This window comes from Actinokineospora sp. NBRC 105648, from assembly GCF_030269645.1.
GTDB lineage: Bacteria > Actinomycetota > Actinomycetes > Mycobacteriales > Pseudonocardiaceae > Actinokineospora.
In genome coordinates, this window is sequence record NZ_BSTR01000067.1 from 16,458 (window position 1) to 40,242 (window position 23,785).

A 23,785-nucleotide genomic window follows, 5' to 3' on the forward strand; every position below is an offset into this window, starting at 1 on the left:
GGATCTGATCGACCTGGCCGAGTTGATCCCTGAGCAACGGCGGTCTCCGGAGAACCGCTTACCTGGGTGATGCGTCTTGGGTTGCTCCTCATGGGGTTGCTCGTTCGGGGGGCCCGGCTAAGGAGCGGGCTCGATCCAGCGAACTTGCTTTGTGCGGGGCCCCTAGGCGACCGCGCGCGGGAAAGAGCGGTGGGGTGGAGGGATCCCCACGCTCACGGCAAGTTCAGCGGTCGCCTCCCCCCACACAAAGCAAGTCCACTGGATCGAGCGTGTCCGTAGCGGGGGTCGCGTGCCGTGGGGCTTGGGTTTTAGAGCCAAAGGCGAGGGCTTGGGAAGCGCGGGCTTGGGCTGGGCGAGGGGTGAGGCGAGGGGCTTTGGCTGGGACTGGGCTTAGCGAGGCCGGGACTGGGCTTGGCGGGGCCGGGCCTGGACTGGGTTGGGCTTGGCGGGGTTGGGCGTTGTGGGTTGGTTGGCCCGGAATGGTTGAGTTGGTGGGGAGTCCCTGGGTGGGCTCCTGGTGCGCTGAAGTGGGAAGTCATGGGTTGGCACAATCCTCCGGTCAGTTGGTCGGAGCTGGAACGGATCCTCTCCGGGCGGGCGCCGGAGATCGGTGATGGTGGCGACAGTCCGGCGTGGACCCGGCATCGTGAGCGGTACCTGGCGCCTGCTGGGCTTGATGGGTCTCGGGTCACCGATCAGGCCGATGGGGACGCTCGGGTGCCGTATGCCGAGTTGCACTGCCATTCCAACTTCAGCTTCCTCGACGGTGCGAGTCATCCTGAGGAGTTGGTCGAAGCGGCGGCGTTGTTGGGGCTCGACGCGGTCGCCATCACTGATCACGACGGGATGTACGGGGTGGTGCGGTTCGCCGAGGCCGCACGGGAAGTGGGGATGCGGACCGTCTTCGGGGCGGAGTTGAGCCTCGGGCTCACCGCGCCGCAGAACGGGGTGGCTGATCCGGAGGGGGAGCACCTTCTCCTCCTCGCGGACCAGCAGGAGGGGTACCACCGGTTGTGCCGTGTTCTCACTACCGGGCATCTCGACGGTGAGGAGAAGGGGAAGCCCGCGTACAACCTGGCCCATGTCGTCGAGGAGACTCGGGACCACTGTGTGGTGCTCACCGGTTGCCGCAAGGGTTCTGTCCGGCAGGCGTTGGCGCTCGGTGGTCCTGCCGCTGCCTTCGAGCAGTTGCGTTTGTTGACCGTCGCCTACGGTCGGGACCGCGTCTTCGTCGAGTTGGTCGATCACGGCTACCCCGACGACTCCACCCGCAACGACCTGCTCGCTGGGATGGCCGCCGATCTCGGGTTGCCCACGGTCGCCACCAATGCCGTCCACTACGCCCATCCCGCGCGGGGGCACCTCGCGGCGGCGATGGCCGCCGTGCGTGCGCGGCGCAGTCTCGACGAGCTCGCGGGTTGGCTGCCACCCGCGCCCACCGCCCACTTGCGCACGGGTGCGGAGATGGCCGCGCGGTTCGCCCGCTACCCCGGGGCCGTGCAGCGTGCCGCGGTGCTCGGCGTGCGGTTGGCCTTCGACCTGAAGATCATCGCTCCCAAGCTGCCGCCCTTCGACGTCCCTGAAGGACACACCGAGGTCACCTACCTGCGTGAGCTCGCGTACCGCGGCGCGGCGGTCAAGTACGGCTCGTTCGCTGAGGCCCCCCGGGCGCACGCGCAGATCGCGCACGAGTTGGACGTCATCGAGGAGCTCGGTTTCCCGGGCTACTTCCTCGTCGTCTGGGACATCGTGCGGTTCTGCCGCGCGCAGGACATCCTCTGCCAGGGGCGGGGTTCGGCCGCGAACTCGGCGGTGTGCTTCGCGCTGGGGATCACCAACGTGGACGCGGTCCGCTGGGAGCTGCTGTTCGAGCGCTTCCTCGCCCCGGCCCGCGACGGGCCGCCCGACATCGATCTCGACATCGAGTCCGACCGCAGGGAGGAGGCCATCCAGTACGTCTACGCCAAGCACGACCGGCGGCACGCCGCGCAGGTGGCGAACGTGGTCACCTACCGGGCCAAGTCGACCGTGCGGGACATGGCCAAGGCGCTGGGCTACTCACCGGGCCAGCAGGACGCCTGGAGCAAGCAGATCGACCGGTGGGGGCCGCTGACCAGCACCGTCGGCGACAACCACCTCGACGTGCCCGCCGCCGTCCTGGAGCTGGCCGGGCAGCTGGAGAACTTCCCGCGCCACCTGGGTATCCACTCCGGCGGCATGGTCATCTGCGACCGGCCGGTCAGCGAGGTCTGCCCGGTCGAGCCCGCCCGGATGGCCGACCGGACCGTGCTGCAGTGGGACAAGGACGACTGCGCGGCGGTCAACCTGGTGAAGTTCGACCTGCTGGGCCTGGGGATGCTCTCCGCCCTGCACTACATGGTCGACCTGGTCGCCGAGCACCACGGCCGCCGGGTCGACCTGGGCGCGCTCGACCTGGCCGACCGCCACGTCTACGACATGCTCTGCCGGGCCGACTCGGTCGGGGTGTTCCAAGTGGAGAGCCGGGCGCAGATGGCCACACTGCCGCGGCTGAAACCCCGGAAGTTCTACGACCTGGTCGTCGAGGTCGCGCTCATCCGCCCCGGCCCCATCCAGGGTGGTTCCGTGCACCCCTACATCCGGCGCAAGAACGGGAAGGAGAAGGTCACCTACGACCACCCGCGGTTGGAGAACGCCCTGCGGAAAACCCTCGGGGTGCCGCTGTTCCAGGAGCAGCTGATGCAGATGGCCGTCGACGTCGCCGACTTCACCCCGGCCGAGGCCGACGAGCTGCGCCGGGCGATGGGCGCCAAGCGGTCCACCCGCCGCATGGAGCGGTTGCGCGAGCGCTTCTACGAGGGCGCCGCCACCCACGGCGTCGACGAGGCGCTGGCGGGCCGCATCTACGAGAAGCTGATGGCGTTCGCCAACTTCGGCTTCCCGGAGAGCCACGCGCTCAGCTTCGCCCACCTCGTCTTCGCCAGCGCGTGGTTCAAGCTCTACTACCCGGCCGCCTTCTGCGCCGCGCTCCTGCGCGCGCAGCCGATGGGCTTCTACTCGCCGCAGTCGCTGGTCGCCGACGCGCGCAGGCACGGTGTCACGGTGCTCGGGCCGGACATCAACGCCAGCCTCGACCGCCCCGGTCTGGAGCCGGTCGACGGCCCGGAGCCCGCGCCCGGGCCGCCGGTCGTCCCGCGCCAGCCCGCGATCCGGCTCGGTCTGGGCACGGTCCGCCTGATCGGCGACGACCTGGCCGCCCGGATCGTGACCGCGCGGGGCGCGGTTCCCTTCGTCGACATGGTCGACGTCGCTCGCCGTGTTTCCCTGACCCGCCAACAGATCGAGGCGTTGTCGACCGCCGGGGCCTTCTCCTCCCTCGGCCTGGAGCGCCGCGCGGCGCTGTGGGCGGCCGGGGCGGTCGCGGGCGAGGGCAAGGGGCGGCTGCCGGGTACGGCGGTCGGGGTCCGCGCCCCGGCGCTGCCCGGGATGGACGAGGTCGAGCTCGCCGTCGCCGACGTGTGGGCCACGGGGTTGTCCCCGGACAGCTTCCCCACCCAGTTCATCCGCGACCGGTTGACCCGCCTCGGCGCCATCCCGGCCGCCGCACTGTCCACAACAGACCGCGGAACCCGGGTCCTGCTCGGCGGCGCGGTGACCCACCGCCAGCGCCCGCAGACCGCGGGCGGGGTCACCTTCCTCAACATCGAGGACGAGACCGGCATGGTCAACGTGGTCTGCTCACCCGGTCTCTGGGCCCGCTACCGCCGCGTCGCCCGCACCAGCTCGGCCCTGCTCATCCGCGGTGTCGTGGAGAACACCGAGGGCGTGGTCAGCCTGTACGCCGACCACCTGCGGACCCTGCACCTGCGGATCCCGGCCAAGTCCCGTGACTTCCGCTGAGCAGCCCGGGCAGCTGGTCGACGCCGGGCAGTGCCCGCATCTCGGCGGCCACCCGCCCCGCCGCGGTCCGGTACGACGGCGTCCCCAGCACCGCGTCGATCGCGGCGCGCAGGGTCGCCGGGTCCGCGTCAGGTGCCACGACCAGGCCCGCGCCCGCGTCGGCGACCAGCTGGGCGTTCACCGGGTTGTCGGCGAACAGCGGCACGACCACCAGCGGCACACCAGCCGCGAGCGCGCCGAACACCGTCCCCGACCCGCCGTGGCACACCACGACCGCCGCCGGGGCCAACGCCTCGGCCTGCGGCACCCAGGCCGCCACCCGCACCCGGGGTGGCAGCGGCCCGAGGTCGGGCCCGCCGTGGCCGGTGGTGATCAGCGCGGGCAACCCCGCCACGGCGGCCACCGCCGTGCCGAACACCCGCCGCCCGATCGGCAGACCACCCGCGACACTGCCGAACGTCACGTACACCTCACCCGCCCCACCCCCGCGCCCACCAGGCGGTGGCTGCCCGTCCTCGCTGTCGGTGGTGGCGGACCGCGACGGCTGCGCGTGCTCGCCCTCGTGGAAGCGGATGGTGATCGGGAACGGCGACGGGTCCAGCGACGGCGGGAACCGGGTGAGGTAGGGCGCCTGCCGGACGCGCTCGACGATCCCGGCGGAGTAGGGCTCCAGCGCGGGTTCGGCGATCCGCAGCGACGTCTCCTCCACCGCGGCGGCCGAGATCGCGACCTGGGCGTGCCGGACGCCCAGCCGTTCGGCGGCGATCGCGGACGGGTACTCGCAGGTTTCGCGCAGCACCAGGTCCGGGCGCCACTCCCGGCACAGGTCCTCGAGCACGGGCAACATCAGCGCGGTGCACAGCCGTCCCCAGTACTCCCGACCCACCAGGACGGCGGCTTCCGCCGGGGACGCGTTGTCCAACCTGGCCCGGAACTCCGCACTGGGCGGCGACTCCGGCCCGGCCCGCAGCGCGTGCCCACCCACCCGACCGGCCAGCCGCGGCGGCCCGAAGAACAGCACCTCGTGGCCACACCGCGCGAACGCGTCGGCCACCGGCACCAGCGGCCCCACATGTCCGGCCCCCTCGGTGGAGGCGACGAGCACTCGCATGATCACCACCATAGCCACGCCCCAGCCGCACTCGCCCCAGCAGCGGTTCCACCCGGGCGTCATCGACCGGAACTGTGTTCGCGCAGGCGGAGTCGGCAGACGATGCTCCCCGGCCGCCGCGCCAGCCCACCAAGACGGCCATCGACCGACGCCGTATCCCCGTCGTGTGCGCTTATCCGCTCACGCCAAGGCCACCGTCCGGGTACCGTCGACCCCGTGCGGCGACGCGGAGGTGAGCTGACGAATGCCCGCACGGGCACTCGTCCCTCCGGGGCAACCCCGGGGAGCAAGACCGCATCGACCCGTGGCGCCCCACGCGCCCCGGTGCGCTCCGCGTACGAGTTCGTGCGCGTGGCATGACGGAGAAGTCGTCACCCCGCGTCGCCGCGCCTGTTCGTGCGGATTCGTTGTCGCACAACGATCCTGGACACGCGCACGTCATCGCCGACGCGGTGCTCGGTGGTCTGTGGACGCGTTCGGAGCTCGCCGACCGGCTGCTGCCGCACACCGGTCCCGGTCAGGCCGACGAACTGGCCACCCTCCTGCTCGCCCACAGCCCCCGTCACCCGACCGGTACCGCCGCCGACCTGGCTCGGCTGATCCGCCTGCTGCCGCCACTGCCCGAACCACCACTGCTCGAACGGCCACTGCTCGAACCGCCTGCCGCGCCCGTCGACCGGCCGCCCCGCTGGCCCGTGCCCGAGTGGCACACCCCCGGCGAGGTCGCGGCCGCGCTCGGGCTCAGACCGTCCGAGTTGGACTGGTTCGCCGACGCGCGCGGCTGGAACCGCCGCGCCGCCGACCCGTTGCGCAACTACCGGTACCGCTGGGTCACCCCGACCCGCCTGATCGAGGCGCCCAAGCCGCGGTTGGCCGAGGTGCAGCGGCGGTTGTTGCGGCACGTGCTCAGCGCCATCCCCTTGCACGAGGCCGCGCACGGGTTCCGCCCCGGCCGGTCCGTGCACACGTTCGCGCGCCCACACGCCGGTAGGCCAACCGTCGTCCGGGTCGATCTCGCGCGGTTCTTCAGCACGATCACTGCCGCGCGCGTGCGTGCGCTCTTCGCCACGGCTGGGTACCGGCATGAGGTCGCGGCTGTGCTGGCCGCCCTGTGCACCACCGCCGCTCCCGCGGAAGTCGCCAACTCCGCGCGAGACTGGACGCTGCGCCGCGCCCTCGCCGCGCCGCACCTCCCGCAGGGGGCGCCGACCTCACCCGCCATCGCCAACGCGATCGCGTTCCGGCTCGACACCCGGCTCGCCGGGTTGGCCGCCCGGCTCGGCGCGCGCTACACCCGCTACGCCGACGACCTGGCCTTCTCCCTCGACACCGGCGTACACCGGCTGCTGCCCGCCGTCACCGCGATCGCCGCCGACGAGGGGTTCCGCGTGCACCCCGCCAAGACCCGGGTCGCCGCCGCCCACCAGCGCCAACGACTCGCCGGGCTGGTCGTCAACCACTCCCCGGCCGCACCGCGCGACGACTTCGACGCCCTGCGCGCCCTGCTGCACAACTGCGCCCGCACCGGCCCGGCGGCGCAGAACCGCGACGGCCACAGCGATTTCCGCGCCCACTTGCTCGGCCGCATCGCCTGGACGGGCGCGGCGAGCCCGGCGCGGGCCGCGAAACTCAAGACTTTGTTCGACCGGATCGCTTGGCAGTAAAGCAAAAACGCCTACCATCGACCTATGGTGGGTAGTGAGAAGGACGGCCTCGCGCTCATCGTCGTCGGTGTCGACGGCACCCCGCCCGCCCGCAACGCGCTCGCCTGGGCCGTCGGCCTCGCCCGGCGCGAGCAGGCGAAGCTGCTGCTCGTCTACATCGAACCGCTGGCCAACCCCGCCTACTGGACCGGGATCGGCGTCCAGGGCGCCACCGAGGCCGCCGCCGCGCTGGTCGACGAGCTGCGCCTGGACGCCATCCGCTACCTCGACCCGATCGGCGTGGCCTGGGAGGTCGTGCACGGCCGGGGCGACCCGGCGCGCGGGCTGGAGTCGGTCGCCGAGCAGGCCGCCGACGACTGCGTGGTGGTCGGCCGCTCCCGGCACGGCGGCAGGCTCGGCTCGGTGCCCAAGACGCTCGTCGCCGATGCCCGGCGCCCCGTTGTCGTGGTGCCGTGACAGGCTGGCCGGGTGGACGCGATCGGCGAGGACTTCAGCGAGACGGACCTGCACGAGCAGCACTGGGAGCAGCGGCACTTCACCGACTGCGACTTCACCGGCGCCGACCTGCGCGGCCTGGTGACGGTCGGCTGCACGTTCACCGGCTGCATGTTCACCCGCGCGGACCTGGGTGAGTCCTCGCACACCACGACGGCCTTCCGCACCTGCGTGTTCGACCGGGTCACGCTCACCGACAGCTCGTTCGTCGGCTGTTCCCTGATCGGGTCGACCTTCACCGACGTCCGGTTCCGGCCGATCACGATCCGCGACACCGACCTGACCCTGGTCAGCCTCTCCCGGGCGGCGCTGGCCAAGACCACGCTGCGTGGGCTGCGCCTGCGCGAGGCCAACCTGATCGAGGCGGACCTGACCGAGGTCGACCTGCGCGACGCCGACCTCAGCGGCGCCCGGCTGCGCGGCGCCAAGCTGACCGGCGCCGACCTGCGCGGCGCGCGGATCGACGCCGACGGCCTGGTGCAGGCCAGCCTGCGCGGTGCCCGGGTGGACCTGGGCACCGCGGTGACCTTCGCCGCCGCGCACGGCCTGGTCATCGACTGACCAGCGGGACTACGGGCGGGTCGGGGCGTCCCGGTCGGTGACCTCGACGAGGTGGCCGTTGTCCAGCAGCTCGGTGATCGACCGGGCCAGCAGGTAGGCGACACCGCCACCGGGCTGCTCGAACCAGGGGATCGCCACACCGGTCAGCGCCTCGGTCGGCTTGACGATCCGGTACGCGCGGTAAGGACGGTTCACCCAATCCGGCACGAGTGACCGTCGCTCGAACGGGGTGCCCGCGGCGTAGGTCAGGTTGCCGTCGGGCTCGCCGTAGCGGTCGACCTCGGTGCCCGCGGGCAGCTCGGCCAGCTGCTTGCCGCGGAACAGCGTCAGCGGCGGCTCACCCGCGCAGGGCTGGATCGGCCAGTCCTGCGGCCTGCGCGAGGTCGGCTCGGTCCGGTGCTGCTCAGCCTGTCCGAGCTGTCCACCCTGCCCGAGCTGCCCGAGCCCCACCTGTCCCGCCTGTCCGAGCTGTCCGGCCTGCCCGGTCGGCGCCACCTGCGCCTGCCGCGGCTGCGGGCGGCGCGGGGTGAAGTCGTCGTCATCGTCGTCGAACACCGGGGCGGGCGCGGCCATCGTGGCCTGCGGCTCGGGCCGAGCCGCTGGATCCCCGTCCGAGGTGCGCGAACGCGCGGTCGGGCTGGGTCGGGCCTGCCTGCGGGAGCGAGCGCCGTACTCGTCATCATCGTCGTCGCGCAGGTCGGCGGGCGTGGCCCGCACGGTGGCGGGCCCCGGGTCCCGTGGCTCGTCGGCGGTGTCGAGCAGGATCTTGCCGATCAGGAACGCCGAGGCGTCGGCGACGTCCTCGAACATCGCGGGCGCGACGAACCGCTCGTCGAACCAGCCCACCCGCCAGCCCTCACCGGTCTGCTCCATCGTCCACGCGGCGGCCGCGGGCGACCCGATCCGATACCTCGACTCGGGGACCCCCAACCGGGCGAGTCGATCGCGGAGCTGGTTGACCGCGGCCGCCGGGGGCTCCTGGGACGGCAGTGCCGCCGCGGGCGGCGTCCTGGTGTCCGCTGTGGACCGGACCGGTTCGCTCCGGTGGACCGGCCCGGGCCGGGTCTGCTCACCCTCGGCCGGTGGGTCCGCCAGCGCGCGCCGTCCGGCCGAGGGTTCCTGCGACCGCTCACGCCTGCGCGGCAGGGGCGCGCTGTGCTGCTCGGGAGCCTGCGGCGTCTCGTCTTCCTCGTCGTCGATGCTCCACGCGGCGGTCGACTGCCCGACGACATCCCGCCGCCGATCGCTCGCCTGCCCGGTCTCGGGCAGCGCCTCGGCCGTGGACTGGTCCACGGCGCCGTGCCGCTGGTCGGCCGCTGGCTCGTCCGCCACGTCGTATCGCCGCTCGACCGTGGGCGCGGTCGCCGACTCGGCCAGTGACCGAGCCGCGGCGTCGACCTGCGGAGTCCCTTCCGGTTCGGCGCCTGCGTCGTGCGACAGGTCGCCACCGGACTGGTCCCCGTCGTCGTGCCGGGGACCGCTCGCCAAGTCGCTCCCGAGCTGTTCGCCCGCGGGTTCGACGGCCGCCTGCTCGGTGGTCGACTGGGCGGTAGTTGACTGGGCGGTGGTCGACTGGGCGTCGTCCGCCGCCTCGGCGGCAGGGGCCCACGGCGAGGTGCTGGGCTCCGGGGTTCGCCGCACGTCCTCGATCGGCATGCCCGCCGGGGTCGCCCAAGCGGGCGTCGACGTCTCCGGCTTCGGCGCCCACGGCGAGTCTTGGGTCTGCTGTGGACTCTCCGGTGCCCGCCGCCTGCCGACCCGCGTCTCGTCCTCGGTGAAGGCCCACGCCTCCGGTTCCGCGGGCGTCCGCGACCACGGCGGCGGGTTCTCCGCCACGGCGGGCGCGGGTCGGAACGCGTCGAACGAGGTACCGAACGGGGCGGCGGACGCGGCGATGGCCCCGTTCTCGCCCGCTACGATGAACGCCTCGGCGACCTCGGTGGGCCCGGTGTCGCCGACCGGCTCCACCGGCGCGAAGGCGTCGAATCCGTCCGCGTCGCCGAGTGGTTCGGGCAGCGCGATGGCGGGCGGCTCGAACCGCGGCCCACTCGCGCCCTCGGCGTCGAACCCGGTCACACCGCCGCGCGCTTCCCGCGAATCCGCGGTCGGGTCCGATGCGTCCACTTCGGACTCATCGGTGGTCTCGGCGGGCAGCGAGGTGTCGATCCCGCTGGTGAACTCCGCGGGTGAGTCGTGCTCGGTGAGCTGCGCCGACTCCAGAGGAGCGGGCTCCGCGGCCTCCCGGGTGTCGATGCCGTCGGTGAACTCGACGGGCGGTTCGGCGTGGTGCGCGTCGATCTGCTGCGCGACGGCGAAACCGTCGGCGGACACGCCCGGCGGGTTGGCCGGCGCGGGCAGCGTCTCCTGCTGATCAGCGGCGCTCTCCGCGTTCGACGGGTCGAAACCGGCCTGCGGCGACGTGAACTCGTCAACCGGCCCGACGGGCTTCTCGGCGTGCGCACCCGCGAAGGTCTCGGGCTGGAAGTCGAAGACCTGGTCGGCTTCCGGCTCGGATCCCTGGTCGGTCCGCGGGGGCTCGAACCCCGTGGGCCGGTCGGCCGTGGCACCGTGGGCCGCCTCGACCTCGGTGGACCGCTCGGCGCGCGGGCTGGTGAACCCGGTGGACTGCGGTGGCTCGAAACCGGTCCACGGACTCGGCGGGGTGGTCTCCGCGGTCGCCGAGTCGGTCTCGGCGCGCTGCTCGGCTTCCTCGAACCTGCCCGGGCTCGGCGACCCGAGCGGCTCGTCCGACCCCGCGGGCACGGGCGGCTCGAAACCGGTCGGCTGGTCGGCCCGCGGCGGCTCGAAACCGGTCTGCGGGGCCTGCGCGGGCTCGGGCGACGGCGGGGCGAAGGTGAAGTGCTCGGCCTTCGGCGACTCGGCGCCGACCGGCTCGGGCGCGAACCCGCTGGTCGGATCGGCCTGGGGCGCCTCGGCAGGTGGCGGTGCGAAGCTCGTCCGGTTGTCCGCGGCAGGCGAGTCGAACCCGGCGGACGGCGCGAATCCGGGGGACTGGTCGGCAACGGGCCGCGCGGGCGCGGCGGACCTGTCGGTGCCGGGTTCGACACCCGCGGCCGCCCGAGCGGACGGCTCGAATCCCGACGGGCCGACCTCGGGCGCGGGCTCGAAGGCGGGGGCCTGTCCCGGCTGCGCGGCGCCGAACCGGGTGCCTGCCTGCGGCGGGCCCGACGGGGCGAACCCGTTGGCCGAGCTGATCACCTCGGCTTGGTCCACCGCGGCTTCAGGCGCGGCCGGGGCACCGTCCTGCTCGGCCCGACGGCGCTCGGCGCGCGAGCGTTGCGGGCTCTCGGCCTGCTCCGAGCCGTGCTCGGCCGGGGCGGGCCGCACGGCGAACCCATTCGGGCCCGGGGCGGCCGCGGCGTCGTCGGCGGGCTGCGGCTGCGCGGTCACGTCCGGGTGTCCCTGGGCGAAACCACCCGGACGTGGCGGCCGGACCGGGGCCACGCCCAGGAAGGACGCCGCCCCGGCACGGGCTTGGTCGTCGACCTCGGGCACGGTGAACTCCGCCCGCCGGATGTGCTCGACCAGGTCGGGCTCCGGGGGCACGCCGTGCGCGCGCAGGTAGTAGTTGACCGCCGCGGGCCAGATCCAGGTGCCGTCGGTGTGGAAGGCGACCGGGACCGACTTGCGGCCCTCCTCGTCGAGGTGGTCGGTGTCCAGACCGCGCACCGGCATGGCCTGCGGGGCCTCGTCGAGGTAGCGCAGCACGCGCTCGGGCTCGGCCACCGGCGGCCGGTTGATCACCGGACCGGACGGGCCCTTGCCGTCGAAGATGCGGGCCACCCGGAACGGCGGCTTGAGCGCGGCCATCCGCCGGACCAGCCACTCCGGCACGTTCTCCTCGTCCCGGGGGAAGGTGCGCAGGTCGTCGGCGTAGGCGGGGGGCGGCGGCGGGGCGATCCACTTCGGCTCTTCGCGGTCGTACTCCAGGTTGTACGCCGAGGGCTGGTCGAGCTGGTAGCGGGCGTTGAACCAGGTACCACGACCCTCCCGGTACATCCCCGCGCGAAGGCGGCTGAAGAGCATCGTGATGTCCGGGGACAGCTTGAGCTCGTCGGAGGTCTCGTCGGCGAAGGTCACGCGCCCGGTGGTCTCCATGTACCGGCCAAGGGCGCGGTACTCCACCGAGATCGACTCCCACCGGCCGGGGGCTCCCCGGAGCAGCGCGAGCCCGATCTGCTTGACCAGGGCGTCCTGTTCGGTCGGGTTCAGCTGCGTCGGTAGGGCCACGGTGACATCTTCTCCTGCGGGCACGCCGTCGGCATACGGTGGGATCGAGTGGTACCGGTCTGCCTGGACAATGACATATCGGTTTCAGCCGGTCGGTGGTGTGGGGCACAGTGACGACGTGCTGGGTCCCTATCGTCAACTCCTGACCGTCCCGCGGCTGCCTGGACTGCTCATCTGGTCGCTTTTGGGCCGGTTGCACCTGGCGGGCACCGCGCTGGCGACCACGTTCCTCATCGCGGGCTGGACCGGCTCGTACGTGGCCGCGGGCGTGGTCAGCGGTGCCTACACGGTGGGGATCGCCGCGGGTGGACCGCTGCGCGGCCGGGCGGCGGACCGCGGCGACCCGGCGCGGTTGCTGCTGGTGGCGGGCGTGCTGTACGCGGCGGGCATGACCCTGCTGGCGTTCGCGCCGCTGATCTTCCCGGCCCGCCTCTGGGTGTTGGCGGTCGTCATCGGCTTCGCCACCGGCACGGTGCAGCCGCCGGTGACCCAGATCTCCCGGGCCGCGTGGCCGCGGTTGGCGGAGGGGGCCGCGCGGCAGTCGCTCTACGCGGTAGAGGCAACGCTGCAAGAGCTGCTGTTCGTCGTCGGACCGGTTCTTACCGCTGTGGTGGTCGCCACGGTCAGTCCCCGCGCGGGGGTGTTGATGTCTGCGGGCCTAGCGCTCGCGGGCGCGTTGGGTTTCGCGCGGGCGTTGCATCACATCGGTCTGCGTACCCCGGTCGAGCGCACGCACGGCAACGGCCCTGTGCTGCGCGCGCCCGGTATGCCCGCCGCTGTGTTGATGAGCCTGTGCGTGGTCGCGCCGCTCACCACCCTGGACATGACGATCGTGGCCTGGGCCCGCGACGCGGGAGCGCCGGCGCTGTCCGGTGTCCTCGTCGCGGTGTGGGCGATCACGTCCGCGGTCGGCGGTCTGGTCATGGGTGCCCGCGAGGCCGCGCCCCGGCTCGGGCTGCGCGCGCTGGTCATGGCCCTGGGCTACGTCGCGCTGGTCCCGGTGCTGCCCCCGGTGATCGACGGTTCGGCCCTGGTCATCGGTCTGGTGCTGGGGCTCGGCGGGTTCGCCATCGCGCCCGCGCTCTCGGCGATCAACGGCCGGATCGGCGAGCTGGCCCCGCCCGGGCGGGCGGCCGAGGCGTTCGGCTGGGTGCTCACCGCCTCGCTGTTCGGCTCCGCGCTGATGCTCCCGGTGGCGGGTTGGCTGCTCGACCACATCGGACCCGCCGCGGCGGCGGGATCGGCCTCGGTGGTGGCGCTGATCGCCGCCGCGCTGGCCCTCGCGGTGCCCGATCCCACTGGTCGGCGGGTACCGGCGTGACGTTTGTGTCAACGTCCCATCTGTGCCAGCCTGCTGCGGCACACCTGGAGGAGAACCGATGTCCGACGGCGACCTCGCGCCGCACCTGCACCGTCTCGGGCTGCCCGACGACGAGATCCGCAGCTACCTGTTCCTGCTCCGCACCGGACCGTCCACAGTGGAGGAGATCGCGGGCGGCGCGGCCGAGCCGGTGGACGCGGTCCGGGTCGCCGTGCGCACCCTGGTCGACGCGGGCCTGGTCGGCGCGGGTGGCCCGGACGGCGAGGTGATCATCCCGGTGCCGCCCGCCTCCGGCCTGCAGATCCTCAGCCGCCGCCGGGAGTCCGAGCTGGAGCAGGCCAGGGTCGCCACGCTCAACGCCTACGACACCTTCCGCCGCGCGATCTCCCCGCAGCGCACCGACGACCTGATCGAGGTCGTCACCGGCACCGCCATCGCGCAGCGCATCCAGCAGATGGAGCTCAGCGCGCGCAAGGAGATCCGCAGGCTCGACTCGCCGCCGTACTTCACCGAGGGCCACGTCAACAACGCCGAGCTCGAGCAGCTCGCACGCGGTGAGGTGACCTACAAGGTCGTCTACGCGCGGGCGGCGATCGAGGACCCGGGGCGCTACGCGCAGAACATCCAGCCGTGCGTCGCCGCGGGCGAACAGGCCAGGGTGCTCCCAGAGGTGCCGGTAAAGCTGACGATCGTCGACCAGCAGTTCGCGACGGTCTCGCTACCGGTTGCGGAAGCCGATGTGAACCGCTCGCTCTTAGTTGTGCGGCCGAGCAGCCTGTTGTCCGCGCTGATCGGCTTGTTCGAGGCCTCTTGGCGTCTCGCGGTCCCCTTGCACGCGGGCGCCAAAGCGCCTTCCCCGGTGCAGCCCATCGAGCAGCGCCTGCTCGGACTGCTCGCCGCGGGCGCCAACGACGACTCGATCGCCCGCCAGCTCGGCGTGAGCAGGCGCACGGTGTTCCGGCACCTGCAACGGCTGATGGACCACGCGGGCTCCACCTCGCGGTTCCAGCTCGCCGTGCACGCCGTGCGGCACAGGTGGATCTGAAGTGCGGCTGCTAGGCGCGGTCGTGTGCGTACTCGGCGGTGTCGCGCTCGCGGCGCAGGGCCGGGTCAACGGCCAGCTCGGTCTGCACCTGGGCGACGGGCTGGTCGCCGCGCTCATCTCGTTCGTCGTCGGCACGGTCATCCTCGGGGTGGCGGTCGCGGTCACGCCGTCTTGGCGGGCGGCGGCCCCGCGCTTCACCGCTGCGTTGCGCGGTCGCACGCTGCCACCGTGGCACTGCCTCGGTGGCGTCGCGGGAGCGGGCTTCGTCACCGCGCAGGGGCTCACCGTGCCGCTGCTCGGCGTCGCGCTGTTCACCGTCGCCGGGGTCGCGGGCCAGGTGGTCAGCGGGCTGCTGGTCGACCGGTCCGGCTTCGGCCCCGGCGAGCCCCGCCCGGTCACGCCCACCCGGGCCCTGGGCGCGGGCTTGGCCGTGGTCGCCGTCCTGGTCGCCGTCTCGCACGAGCTCGGGGTGTCGACCCAGGCCCTGTGGCTCTCCCTGATCCCGGCGGTCGCGGGCGCGGGCATCGGCTGGGCGGCCCCGGCCAACGGCCTGGTCCGCGCCGCCACCGGCAGCGTGGCCTTCGCCGCGTTCGTCAACTTCGTCGTCGGCGTCGCCGTGCTGCTGCTGGCCTGCGGGATCGACGTCGCGGTGCGCGGCCTGCCCGCCCCGCCGCCCACCCAGGCGTGGCTCTACCTCGGCGGCCTGCTCGGGATCATCGGGATGTCCTCGGGGGTGTTCGCCATCCGCCACATCGGCGCGCTGATGCTCGGGCTGTGCCTGGTCGCGGGCCAGGTGATCGGCGCGGTCCTGCTCGACCTGTTCGTCCCCACCCCGGGAACCGTCATCCCACCCACCACGTTCATCGGGGTGGCGATCACGCTGCTGGCCGCCGGGGTCGCCGCGGTGCCCAGCGGACGGCGGGGCACCGCCCGAGTGAGAGGATGACCACCGTGACCGCGACGATCCTTGACGGCAAGGCCACCCGCAACGCCATCCTGGCCGAGCTGCGCACCCGGGTCGAGGCGCTCGCCGAGCGCGGCGTCGTCCCCGGGTTGGGCACGGTGCTGGTCGGCGACGACCCCGGCTCGCACGCCTACGTCCGCAGCAAGCACAACTTCTGCAAGAAGATCGGCCTCAACTCGATCCGCCGCGACCTGCCCGCGCAGACCACGCAGGCCGAGCTCGAGGCCGTCATCGACGAGCTCAACGACAACCAGGACTGCACCGGCTACCTGGTGCAGCTCCCGCTGCCCGGCCACCTCGACGCCGGGCGCGTGCTCGAGCGGGTCGACCCGGCCAAGGACTCCGACGGCCTGCACCCGGTCAGCCTGGGCAAGCTGGTGCTCGGCGACTCCGGGCCGCTGCCCTGCACCCCGGTCGGCATCGTGGAGCTGCTGCGCCGCTACGAGGTCCCGATCGCGGGCGCCCGGGTCACCGTCGTCGGCCGCGGTGTCACCGTCGGCCGCCCGCTGGGCCTGCTGCTCACCCGCCGCAGCGAGAACGCCACGGTCACCCTGTGCCACACCGGCACCAAGGACCTGGCCGCCGAGGTGCGGCGCGCCGACATCGTGGTGGCCGCCGCGGGCAACGCGGGCCTGATCACCGCGGACATGGTCAAGCCGGGCGCGGCCGTGCTCGACGTCGGGGTCACCCGCACCGACGCGGGCCTGGTCGGCGACGTGCACCCGGACGTGCGCGAGGTGGCGGGCTTCCTGGCGCCGATGCCCGGTGGCGTCGGCCCGATGACCATCGCCATGCTGCTGCGCAACACCGTGGAGGCGGCCGAGCGGAGCCTGCGGGCGTGAGCACCGGCCCCCAGCGGGGCGGCAAGCACCCGGTGCTGGTGCACTTGCCGTTCGCCCTGGTCATGACCGTGGTCGTGGTCGGGCTGGTGCGCATCGCGATGTACTCCTGGCGGGAGGGCACGGTGTGGATCGGTCTCGCGCTGCTGCTCGCCGCCGGGCTGCGGGTGCTGCTGCGCGACGAGCAGGCCGGGCTGATCGCGATCCGCAGCAGGCCGATCGACGTGCTGCTCTACGGCATGTTCAGCGTGCTGGTGCTGGTGGTCGCGATCACCATCCAGGGCGGGCCGCTCAGCCGCTGATCTCGGTGATCAGCCGGGCTGAGGCGGCCTCGTCCAGCGCGACGCTGAGCAGCTCGACCACCACCTGGTCGTACCGCTTGACCTCGGCGGTGTCCTCGACGAACAGGCTCGACGTCCGGTTCTCCAGCAGCACCAGCGCCCCCCGGTTGGGGAACTGCATCCGCCGGAACGAGCCGCGCAGGCCGGGGTGGCCGTGGCCGAGCCGCGGCACCACGCGGATGGTGACGTCCTTCTTGCGGCCCGCCTCGACCAGGTAGCGCAGCTGGCCGCGCATGACGTCGCCACCGCCGACCGTGGTGCGTAAGGCGTTCTCGGCCAAGATGGCGTAGTAGCGCGGGGAATGGCTCTTGCGCAGAACAGCTTGGCGGCGGATGCGTTCGGTCGTCCGCTCTTCGATGGCGTGCTCGTCGACCATGTCCACCTCGCGCAGCACCGCTTGCGCGTACGGGACTGTCTGCAACAGGGCGGGTACGAGAGCGGCCTGGTAGTCGACCAGCATCTCGGCCTTGGACTCCAGCACGCGCAGCGAGGCCGACGGCGTCTCCTCCGGCCACGCGGTCGGCTCGGCGGCGTCGTGGGCCAGCGCGACCAGGTCGTCGTACTGCGGGCCGCGCACGCCGTAGAGCACCAGCAGCGCCTTGACGTCGTCGATCTTGCGCGGCTTGCGGCCGTTCTCCATCCGGCTCAGCTTGGACGTGCTGATCCCGGTCTTCGCGGTCACGTCGGCCAGGCTCAGCCCGGCGGTCTCCCGGTAACCGCGGAGCTCCTCGCCGAGCAGTTCGAGCCGGACCGTGGTGTCCGGTGGGTGCAGCGTCACAGCGCCATGATCGGGGCCGGGGCCGCTGGATTCGCGCAGCTCAGAGCCTTGTCGGGGCAGAACCACCCGAAGGGGTCGAGACCCTGCTCACCGCGCGGGTCCGCGCGCCCCCGCAGTTGGTAGCCTCCCCGGTGCCGGGCGACGTCGCCGACAGGGCGTGGGACTGCCGTGTGATCGCTCCGCTGTCTCATTCACCTGTCTCGGGAGGATCTGCCAAGTGGCACCCGTAAACGTCACGGTCACCGGCGCGGCCGGCCAGATCGGCTACGCCCTGCTCTTCCGCATCGCCTCCGGCGCGCTGCTCGGCCCGGACACCCAGGTGCGCCTGCGGCTGCTGGAGATCCCGCAGGCCGTCAAGGCCGCCGAGGGCACCGCGATGGAGCTCGACGACTGCGCGTTTCCGCTGCTGAGCGGCATCGAGGTCACCGACGACGCGAAGAAGGCCTTCGACGGCGCCAACGTCGCGCTGCTGGTCGGCGCCCGCCCGCGCACCAAGGGCATGGAGCGCGGCGACCTGCTCGAGGCCAACGGCGGCATCTTCAAGCCGCAGGGCGAGGCGATCAACGCCGGTGCCGCCTCGGACATCCGCGTCCTGGTGGTCGGCAACCCGGCCAACACCAACGCGCTGATCGCCCAGCAGCACGCCCCGGACGTCCCGGCGGGCCGCTTCACCGCGATGACCCGGCTCGACCACAACCGGGCCATCTCGCAGCTCTCGGCCAAGCTCGGCGTGTCCGTCGCGGAGATCAAGAAGCTGACGATCTGGGGCAACCACTCGGCCACCCAGTACCCGGACGTCTTCCACACCGACGTCAACGGCAAGACCGCCGCCGAGCTGGTGAACGACGAGGCCTGGCTGGCCGACACCTTCATCCCGACCGTGGCCAAGCGCGGCGCGGCGATCATCGAGGCCCGCGGCGCGTCCTCGGCCGCCTCGGCCGCCAACGCCGCCATCGACCACGTCCACGACTGGGTGCTCGGCAACGAGTGGACCTCGATGGCCGTCCCGTCCGACGGCTCCTACGGCGTGCCGGAGGGGCTCATCTCTTCGTTCCCGGTCACCTGCAAGGACGGCGAGTACGAGATCATCCAGGGTCTGGAGATCAACGACTTCTCCCGCACCCGCATCGACGCCTCGGTCAACGAGCTGATCGAGGAGCGCGACGCGGTCAAGGCCCTCGGCCTGATCTGATCCCCACGCTCCCACCGCGGCGGCCGCTACCGGAACCTCGGTAGCTCCCACCGCGGCGGCCGCTACCGGAACCTCGGTAGCGGCCGCCGCGGTGTTTTACGGTGCACGGGTGACCTTCATCCCCTGGCCGGTCCCCGAGCCCGAGTTGACCGCGGACGTCAGCGCTGTCCTGGCCGACGCTGCCCGTGCGGCCTCGGCCGCGTACCGCGAGGCCCGCCGTCTGCTGACCCGGCCCGAGTTGGCCGAAGAGATCGCGATGGGCGCCGACGGCACCCCGACGATGCGGGTCGACTCACTCGTAGAGGACGCCATCGCCGAGTCCGCTCACCGCAACCGAGTGAACCTCTTGTCCGAAGAGGCCGGTTTCATCGACAACGGCTCGGCGACCACTTTGGTCATAGATCCGATGGACGGTTCGTCCAACGCCGCTGCGGGCGTTCCGCTCTCCTGTTTCGCCGGTGTTGTGGCGCGCGACTCCATCGCCGAAGAGGCCCTGACCGTGTGGCTCGACACCGGTAGGTCTTGGTGGGCTAAGAGGGGCCAGGCCACTCCGTACCGCACTACCGGACGCACCACGTTGGCCGGCGCGACGGTGAACCTGCTGCGGCCGAAGGACAACAACCGCGACGCCTGGCTGCGGGTGGCCGACCGAGCGAGCAGGCTGCGGATCCTGGGCACGACCTGCCTGGAGTGCGTGCTGGTCGCCGAGGGCTCGGTCGACGCGTTCGCCGACGCGGGCTCGGACACCCTGCGGATCGTGGACCTGGCCGCCGCCCTGGTGACTGTCCCGGCCGCGGGCGGCGCCGTGATCGACGCGCATGGCCGGGACCTGTCCTTTGACCCGGACCTGACTCGACGCTGGTCCGGTATCGCGGCGGCCACGTCCCAGTTGGCCGAAGAGATCGCGGAGACTGTTCTCGGCTAAGGGATCAAGACAGGCTTACCGGTGATCTTTCGGCCAAGGTGTTCCCGCAGCGCCGTTTCTGCTTCCTTGAGCGGGTAGCGCACTACGGGCACTCGGATCCCCGACGCGAACACGGTGCCCAGGTCCTCCGCGAATTGCTTGTCCGGCTTCACGTTGAACAGGTAGGCCCGCCTGCCACGCCCCAGCCCGAGGACGCGGCGGGCCTGCCACACGGCGACCCGCCCCGCGATCACGAGGAACGGCAGGATCGGCGGTCCGGATGTCTTGTCGCCGGAGTCGTTGCCGTAAGCGACGACCGTTCCGCCGCGGTTGAGCAGGCCGTAAGAGGCGACCAAGTGCTTGCCGCCGAGGTGGTCGAAGATCACGTCCGCGGCTACCCGGACCTCGCCGTGGTAGTCCACCGGCGTGGCACCCAACGCGCGAACGGCCTCGTGCTTCGCGGGTGACGCCGTGCCGACGACCGACGCGCCGCGCTGCACGGCGAGCTGGGTCAGGAGCATGCCGACACCGCCGGACGCGCCGTGCACTAAGACCGTCTGCCCGGCGCGCACCTTGGCCAGTTCGATCATCCGCAGCGCGGTCACACCGTTGGTGACCAGCGCGACCGCGTCGGCCGGGTCGAGGCCGTCGGGCACCGGGACCAGGGTCGCCGGGTCGAGCTGGACCAGGCTCGACCAGCTCCCGGTCCGCGGCATCGCGGCGACCCGCTGCCCGGCCAGCGGCCCCTCGACGACGGTGCCGACCAGGTCGTAGCCGCTCACGAACGGGAACTTCGGCTGGTTGTAGAACCGCCCCTGCAGCAGTTCGCCGTCACCCGCGCTGACCCCGGCCGCCTCGACCCGGACCAACGCCTTCGCCGGGTCGCGGGTGAGTTCGACCTCGCGCGTGGCCAACCGGCCCTTCTCGACCATGACGACCTGCTCGACCTTCACGTGTTGTTCCCTTTTCTCCGGGGTGGCCGCGATCGCCGAACTGGCGGGGTCCACACCGGACTGGTGTACCCGCGGCCGCGACGCGCTGTTGACTGCGCTGATCGTCGACGCTGGTCCCGATCTTGCCAAGGCCCTGGCGGCGAGCAGTTCGCGCGACAGTCCACAAAAGTACTTTCGCCTCTGGTAAGTGGGTGTCCACGGCCTTGCGGCACTTCCTGTTCCCGGTGCTACCGAGACGAGGTCGGAGCGCGGCCGGATGTGTAACCCATTCGTGGCTGTATGCCCCGATAGCGTGAACGTTGCGGAGATGGCATCACATACCGCCGCGAAATGCGTTTCCCTGCTGACGGTTCGCCGACAACCACAGCGCGAACACCGGGACAGGAGGCAACGAGATGACCATTGACGCTGAGCACTCCGAGCAGATCATCTCGCTCTACGGCGGCAGCACGCCGGTGCGCTCGCGCTGGACCTATCGGGCGCACGAGCCGTTCACCGTGGCCGCCGCCTTCCAGACCGACAAGGACCGCTGGGTGGAGTGGATCTTCGGCCGCGACCTGCTGGTGGACGGCCTGTCCGGCCCGGCGGGCGAGGGCGACGTGCGGCTGAGCCCGGACGTGGTCGACGGGCACGCGGTGCTGGTCCTGGAGATCGAGTCGCCGGACGGGCACGCCCTGCTCGAGATGGACTACGAGGCGGTGCAGAACTTCCTCGCGACCACCGCGGCCATGGTGCCGCTGGGCACCGAGAGCGACTACTTCGACATCGATGCCCTGATCGAGGAAATCACCAACGTGTGATCACCTGACCCGCTCCCGCGGCGTGCGACGGCCGCCTGCCCTCCTTGTCGGGCAGGCGGCCGTCGACGCGTCAGAGGCAGGCCTGCGAGAGCGTGTTGACCGCGTCGACCTTGTTCTTGGCCCAGCTGGTGATGCTCGTCGGGTCCAGGTTGGGCACGGTCAGCTCGCTGACCTTGTCCGACATGTCGTTGAGCGCCTCGCGCAGCGCGGCGTCCGGGCTCTTCTCCGCCAGGGCGGTGAGGTCGTCGGCCGTGCGCTTGGCGTCCTCGGCGGTCTTCTCCACGTTCTGCGCGCTCGGGGTGAAGTTGGCGAGCTTGAGCGCCTCGACGCAGATGCCCGCCTTGTCGGTGGCGTTGCTCGCCGCGCTGGTCGCGTTGGTGACGGCCTCGCACGCGGTCAGGCCGCTGAGCAGGGCCGCCGCGGCCAGGACGGTCGCCAGCCGGGATCGCATGGTGCCCCCAGGGGGTAGGAGTGATGACCGGGTCAGAATATCCGTTTTGCCCGATACTAGGCCGAACTGAACGCGCTCCCCGTCGGCTGCCCCGCCGAAGCGGGCCGAGCGATGCAGAACACGTAGGTGCGGTTCGGGCTGCCGACCTTGGTGGGGAATATATCGATCTTCCAGCCGGTGGTGTCCGCCCCGGGGCGGGTCCGGGCCGCCATGACCTCGGCCGAGCAGAACTTGACGACCTCGGGCAGCGCGTTGACCTGGTCTTCGCTCATGTCCTCGGCGGGGAGCCAGGTGCCCGAGAAGGCCTGCCAGCTGTGCGGGCCCGCGCAGTCCAGCGGGGAGGCCTTGAAGTCGACGCCGCCCAGGTTGATCAGGCCGCCGAAGCACTTGTCCTTGACGCAGAACCCGCGCTCAGCGCTGCCGTCACAGGCAGCCATACCTGGTGGCGGCCCGACCGCGGGCTCGGAAGTAGTGGTAGCCGTCGTCGGTGTGGGAGCTGCGTTGCTCGTCACCGGTGTTACGAGCCCGCGTCCGAAGAACCCCGCCGCGACCAAGACCGGCACGGTAAGCGCTGCCGCGACAACCCTCCCGCTCTTGCCCCTAGAGGATGCGACCCGCGGAAGAGGTCGCGCAGGGCGAAGACCGTCGAGTTCGTCGCGCAGCTGTGCCGCGGTGGGGGTGCGCTGATTGGAGTCCGCGGCAAGAGCGTTCAAGAGCGCAGCGTTCAACGCGGGGGGCGCGTGTTCGATGGGAGGCACCGGCGCCCTAAGAGCTGCGATCAGGCCATCTAGTGACTGCGCGGGCCACGGGATCTCACGTGGGCGGGCGCCTGAGGCGAGGATGTAGAGGGTGGCCGCTAGCGAGTAGATGTCCCCGGAAGCGCTAGGGGCAGCGTGCGCGAAGACCTCCGGCGCGGCGTAGTACGGGCTAAGAGCTCCTACCGTTACGGTGCTCTCGGCGTGTGCGTCCAGGATCGCGGCCAACCCGAAGTCGGCCAGCTTCACCGCGCCGAATGCGTTGACCAGGATGTTCCCCGGCTTGATGTCCCGGTGCAGGATCCCCACCTGGTGCGCGTGCGCGAGGGCGTCGGCCAGCCGCGCGCCCATCTCGACCACCTCGCCCACCGGCAGCGGCCCGCGCTGGGCGAGCACGTCGGCGAGGGAGCCGCCGGTGCACAGCTCCATGACGATGTAGGGCCTGCCGTCGGCGGTCACCCCGGCGTCGTAGACGTTGACCACGTGCGGGTGCCCGGAGAGCCGGGCGGCTGCCCGGGCCTCGCGCAGGAACCGGTCCCGGTCGCGGTCGGTCTGCAGCACCCGGTTGTCGACCTTCACGGCGACGTCGCGCCGCAACCGGTCCTGCCGAGCGAGGAAGACGGTGCCGAACCCGCCCTGGCCGAGCGGGCCTGCCATGGTCAGGCCGGGAATCGTGGGCGGGGAGGGCACGGAGTTCACGCGTGGAATGTACTTCTAAGGTGGACGGCGATGGACTCACCCACGATCATCGACACCGCCCCCGGCACCTGCGGCGACCTGGTACTGCGCCGCGCGGGCCACCACTACGAGATCATCGCCGACGGCATGTTCCTGATGGACACCCGAGCAGGCGAGTCAGAGCGGCTGCTGGTCCGCGCGGCGGCCGCCAGGATGCCCGGCCACAGGCTGTTGATAGGCGGCCTAGGTGTCGGCATCTCCCTGCACGAGGCCCTGTCCCTCGACGTCCGGTCGATCACGGTCGTCGAACGCGAGCCCGCGGTGGTGAACTGGAACCACCAGCACTTCGGCAACACGGCGGCGCTGTCGGACCCACGAGTCCGATGCCTCCAGACCGACCTGGTCTCTTGGCTGGCGACGACCCCCGAACGCTTCGATGCCCTCTGCCTGGACATAGACAACGGCCCCGACTGGACACTGTCGTCAAGCAACGCGTCCCTGTACTCCGCCGAAGGCCTGGACGTCCTCGCCTCCCGCCTAACCCCCGGCGGCATCCTGACAATCTGGAGCGCGGCCGACAGCCAACCGTTCACGGCGGCCTTGCGGGACCGGTTCACCCACGTCGAAGTCCTCCCGGTCCCGGTTCCCCGCGGCGAACCAGACGTGGTCTTCCTGGCTAGTACGGCAGCCGCCATTTGTTAGCTGACCTGGGTGTTCTCGATGTCGCGGGCGAGTCTGGTGCGTTTGTGGAACCAGCGTGAGCGTGCTTGGTGGGTGCGTCGCCAGTTCACCCAGTGGGTTGT

General features: G+C 72.0%; 20 protein-coding genes. 14 read left to right on the forward strand and 6 right to left on the reverse strand.

The features are described from left to right. Positions 1 to 537 precede the first annotated feature (537 nt). Positions 538 to 3,879 (forward strand): error-prone DNA polymerase, encoded by a 3,342-nt coding sequence (locus QSK30_RS33875; RefSeq protein WP_285509289.1) that lies wholly within the window; start codon positions 538 to 540, stop codon positions 3,877 to 3,879. Here QSK30_RS33875 and QSK30_RS33880 read toward each other — a convergent pair. Beyond that, entirely contained in the window at positions 3,809 to 4,990 is a 1,182-nt protein-coding gene (locus QSK30_RS33880; RefSeq protein ID WP_285509291.1) for a glycosyltransferase, read from the reverse strand. The two genes, QSK30_RS33875 and QSK30_RS33880, sit on opposite strands and share 71 nt — an antisense overlap. Before the next feature lie 356 nt (positions 4,991 to 5,346). On the opposite strand from QSK30_RS33880, the gene QSK30_RS33885 reads away from it, so the two are divergent. The 3 genes from QSK30_RS33885 to QSK30_RS33895 are packed head-to-tail and all read left to right on the forward strand — an operon-like array spanning position 5,347 to position 7,710. After that, positions 5,347 to 6,654 carry a reverse transcriptase family protein gene (locus QSK30_RS33885; RefSeq protein WP_352231667.1) on the forward strand — a complete coding sequence of 436 codons (1,308 nt, stop codon included), beginning with the start codon at positions 5,347 to 5,349 and terminating at the stop codon, positions 6,652 to 6,654. 24 nt (positions 6,655 to 6,678) lie between these two features. Then, positions 6,679 to 7,110, forward strand: coding sequence for a universal stress protein (locus tag QSK30_RS33890; protein ID WP_285509293.1), 432 nt, complete (start codon positions 6,679 to 6,681; stop codon positions 7,108 to 7,110). Positions 7,111 to 7,122: 12 nt separating this feature from the next. Then, entirely contained in the window at positions 7,123 to 7,710 is a 588-nt protein-coding gene (locus QSK30_RS33895) for a pentapeptide repeat-containing protein (protein WP_285509295.1), read from the forward strand. 9 nt (positions 7,711 to 7,719) lie between these two features. Here the strand turns inward: QSK30_RS33895 and QSK30_RS33900 are convergent, their stop codons facing one another. After that, positions 7,720 to 11,985, reverse strand: a complete 4,266-nt coding sequence (locus tag QSK30_RS33900; protein ID WP_285509297.1) for a glycohydrolase toxin TNT-related protein — start codon at positions 11,983 to 11,985, stop codon at positions 7,720 to 7,722. Between the two features lie 94 nt (positions 11,986 to 12,079). Between QSK30_RS33900 and QSK30_RS33905 the strand changes: the two genes are divergently transcribed. Genes QSK30_RS33905 through QSK30_RS33925 form a run of 5 tightly spaced genes read left to right on the forward strand, consistent with a single transcriptional unit; the run spans position 12,080 to position 16,432 of the window. Next, entirely contained in the window at positions 12,080 to 13,282 is a 1,203-nt protein-coding gene (locus tag QSK30_RS33905; RefSeq protein ID WP_285509298.1) for an MFS transporter, read from the forward strand. A gap of 58 nt (positions 13,283 to 13,340) precedes the next feature. Beyond that, positions 13,341 to 14,327: a helix-turn-helix transcriptional regulator gene (locus tag QSK30_RS33910; RefSeq protein WP_285509300.1), complete on the forward strand. Its 987-nt coding sequence runs from the start codon at positions 13,341 to 13,343 to the stop codon at positions 14,325 to 14,327. Position 14,328: 1 nt separating this feature from the next. After that, positions 14,329 to 15,273 (forward strand): DMT family transporter, encoded by a 945-nt coding sequence (locus QSK30_RS33915; RefSeq protein WP_285509302.1) that lies wholly within the window; start codon positions 14,329 to 14,331, stop codon positions 15,271 to 15,273. A 5-nt stretch (positions 15,274 to 15,278) separates the two neighbouring features. Beyond that, on the forward strand, positions 15,279 to 16,133 hold the full coding sequence (locus QSK30_RS33920; protein WP_285509304.1) for a bifunctional methylenetetrahydrofolate dehydrogenase/methenyltetrahydrofolate cyclohydrolase: 855 nt from the start codon (positions 15,279 to 15,281) through the stop codon (positions 16,131 to 16,133). After that, positions 16,130 to 16,432: a DUF3017 domain-containing protein gene (locus QSK30_RS33925; protein WP_285509306.1), complete on the forward strand. Its 303-nt coding sequence runs from the start codon at positions 16,130 to 16,132 to the stop codon at positions 16,430 to 16,432. The genes QSK30_RS33920 and QSK30_RS33925 overlap by 4 nt, the downstream gene beginning before the upstream one ends. Here QSK30_RS33925 and QSK30_RS33930 read toward each other — a convergent pair. Continuing rightward, positions 16,422 to 17,249: a helix-turn-helix domain-containing protein gene (locus QSK30_RS33930; protein ID WP_285509308.1), complete on the reverse strand. Its 828-nt coding sequence runs from the start codon at positions 17,247 to 17,249 to the stop codon at positions 16,422 to 16,424. The two genes, QSK30_RS33925 and QSK30_RS33930, sit on opposite strands and share 11 nt — an antisense overlap. Before the next feature lie 217 nt (positions 17,250 to 17,466). Here QSK30_RS33930 and QSK30_RS33935 point away from each other — a divergent pair, with 217 nt between their 5' ends. Beyond that, positions 17,467 to 18,441, forward strand: coding sequence for a malate dehydrogenase (locus QSK30_RS33935; RefSeq protein ID WP_285509310.1), 975 nt, complete (start codon positions 17,467 to 17,469; stop codon positions 18,439 to 18,441). A gap of 109 nt (positions 18,442 to 18,550) precedes the next feature. After that, complete coding sequence (locus QSK30_RS33940; protein WP_285509312.1) at positions 18,551 to 19,366, forward strand: inositol monophosphatase family protein; 816 nt, start codon at positions 18,551 to 18,553, stop codon at positions 19,364 to 19,366. Here the strand turns inward: QSK30_RS33940 and QSK30_RS33945 are convergent. Then, on the reverse strand, positions 19,363 to 20,298 hold the full coding sequence (locus tag QSK30_RS33945) for a zinc-binding dehydrogenase (protein WP_285509313.1): 936 nt from the start codon (positions 20,296 to 20,298) through the stop codon (positions 19,363 to 19,365). The two genes, QSK30_RS33940 and QSK30_RS33945, sit on opposite strands and share 4 nt — an antisense overlap. 22 nt (positions 20,299 to 20,320) lie before the next feature. On the opposite strand from QSK30_RS33945, the gene QSK30_RS33950 reads away from it, so the two are divergent. Together QSK30_RS33950 and QSK30_RS33955 are read left to right on the forward strand one after the other, a co-directional pair. After that, positions 20,321 to 20,485, forward strand: coding sequence for a hypothetical protein (locus QSK30_RS33950; RefSeq protein ID WP_285509315.1), 165 nt, complete (start codon positions 20,321 to 20,323; stop codon positions 20,483 to 20,485). Positions 20,486 to 20,693: 208 nt separating this feature from the next. After that, positions 20,694 to 21,098, forward strand: coding sequence for an SsgA family sporulation/cell division regulator (locus tag QSK30_RS33955; RefSeq protein WP_285509317.1), 405 nt, complete (start codon positions 20,694 to 20,696; stop codon positions 21,096 to 21,098). Between the two features lie 70 nt (positions 21,099 to 21,168). On the opposite strand, the gene QSK30_RS33960 is transcribed toward QSK30_RS33955, so the two are convergent. Continuing rightward, on the reverse strand, positions 21,169 to 21,549 hold the full coding sequence (locus tag QSK30_RS33960; RefSeq protein WP_285509319.1) for a bacteriophage spanin2 family protein: 381 nt from the start codon (positions 21,547 to 21,549) through the stop codon (positions 21,169 to 21,171). Positions 21,550 to 21,605: 56 nt separating this feature from the next. Continuing rightward, a complete protein-coding gene (locus tag QSK30_RS33965; protein ID WP_285509321.1) occupies positions 21,606 to 23,003 on the reverse strand; it encodes a serine/threonine-protein kinase in 1,398 nt (465 codons plus the stop codon). A gap of 30 nt (positions 23,004 to 23,033) precedes the next feature. On the opposite strand from QSK30_RS33965, the gene QSK30_RS33970 reads away from it, so the two are divergent. Continuing rightward, entirely contained in the window at positions 23,034 to 23,684 is a 651-nt protein-coding gene (locus QSK30_RS33970; RefSeq protein WP_285509324.1) for a spermidine synthase, read from the forward strand. Positions 23,685 to 23,785: the final 101 nt, after the last annotated feature.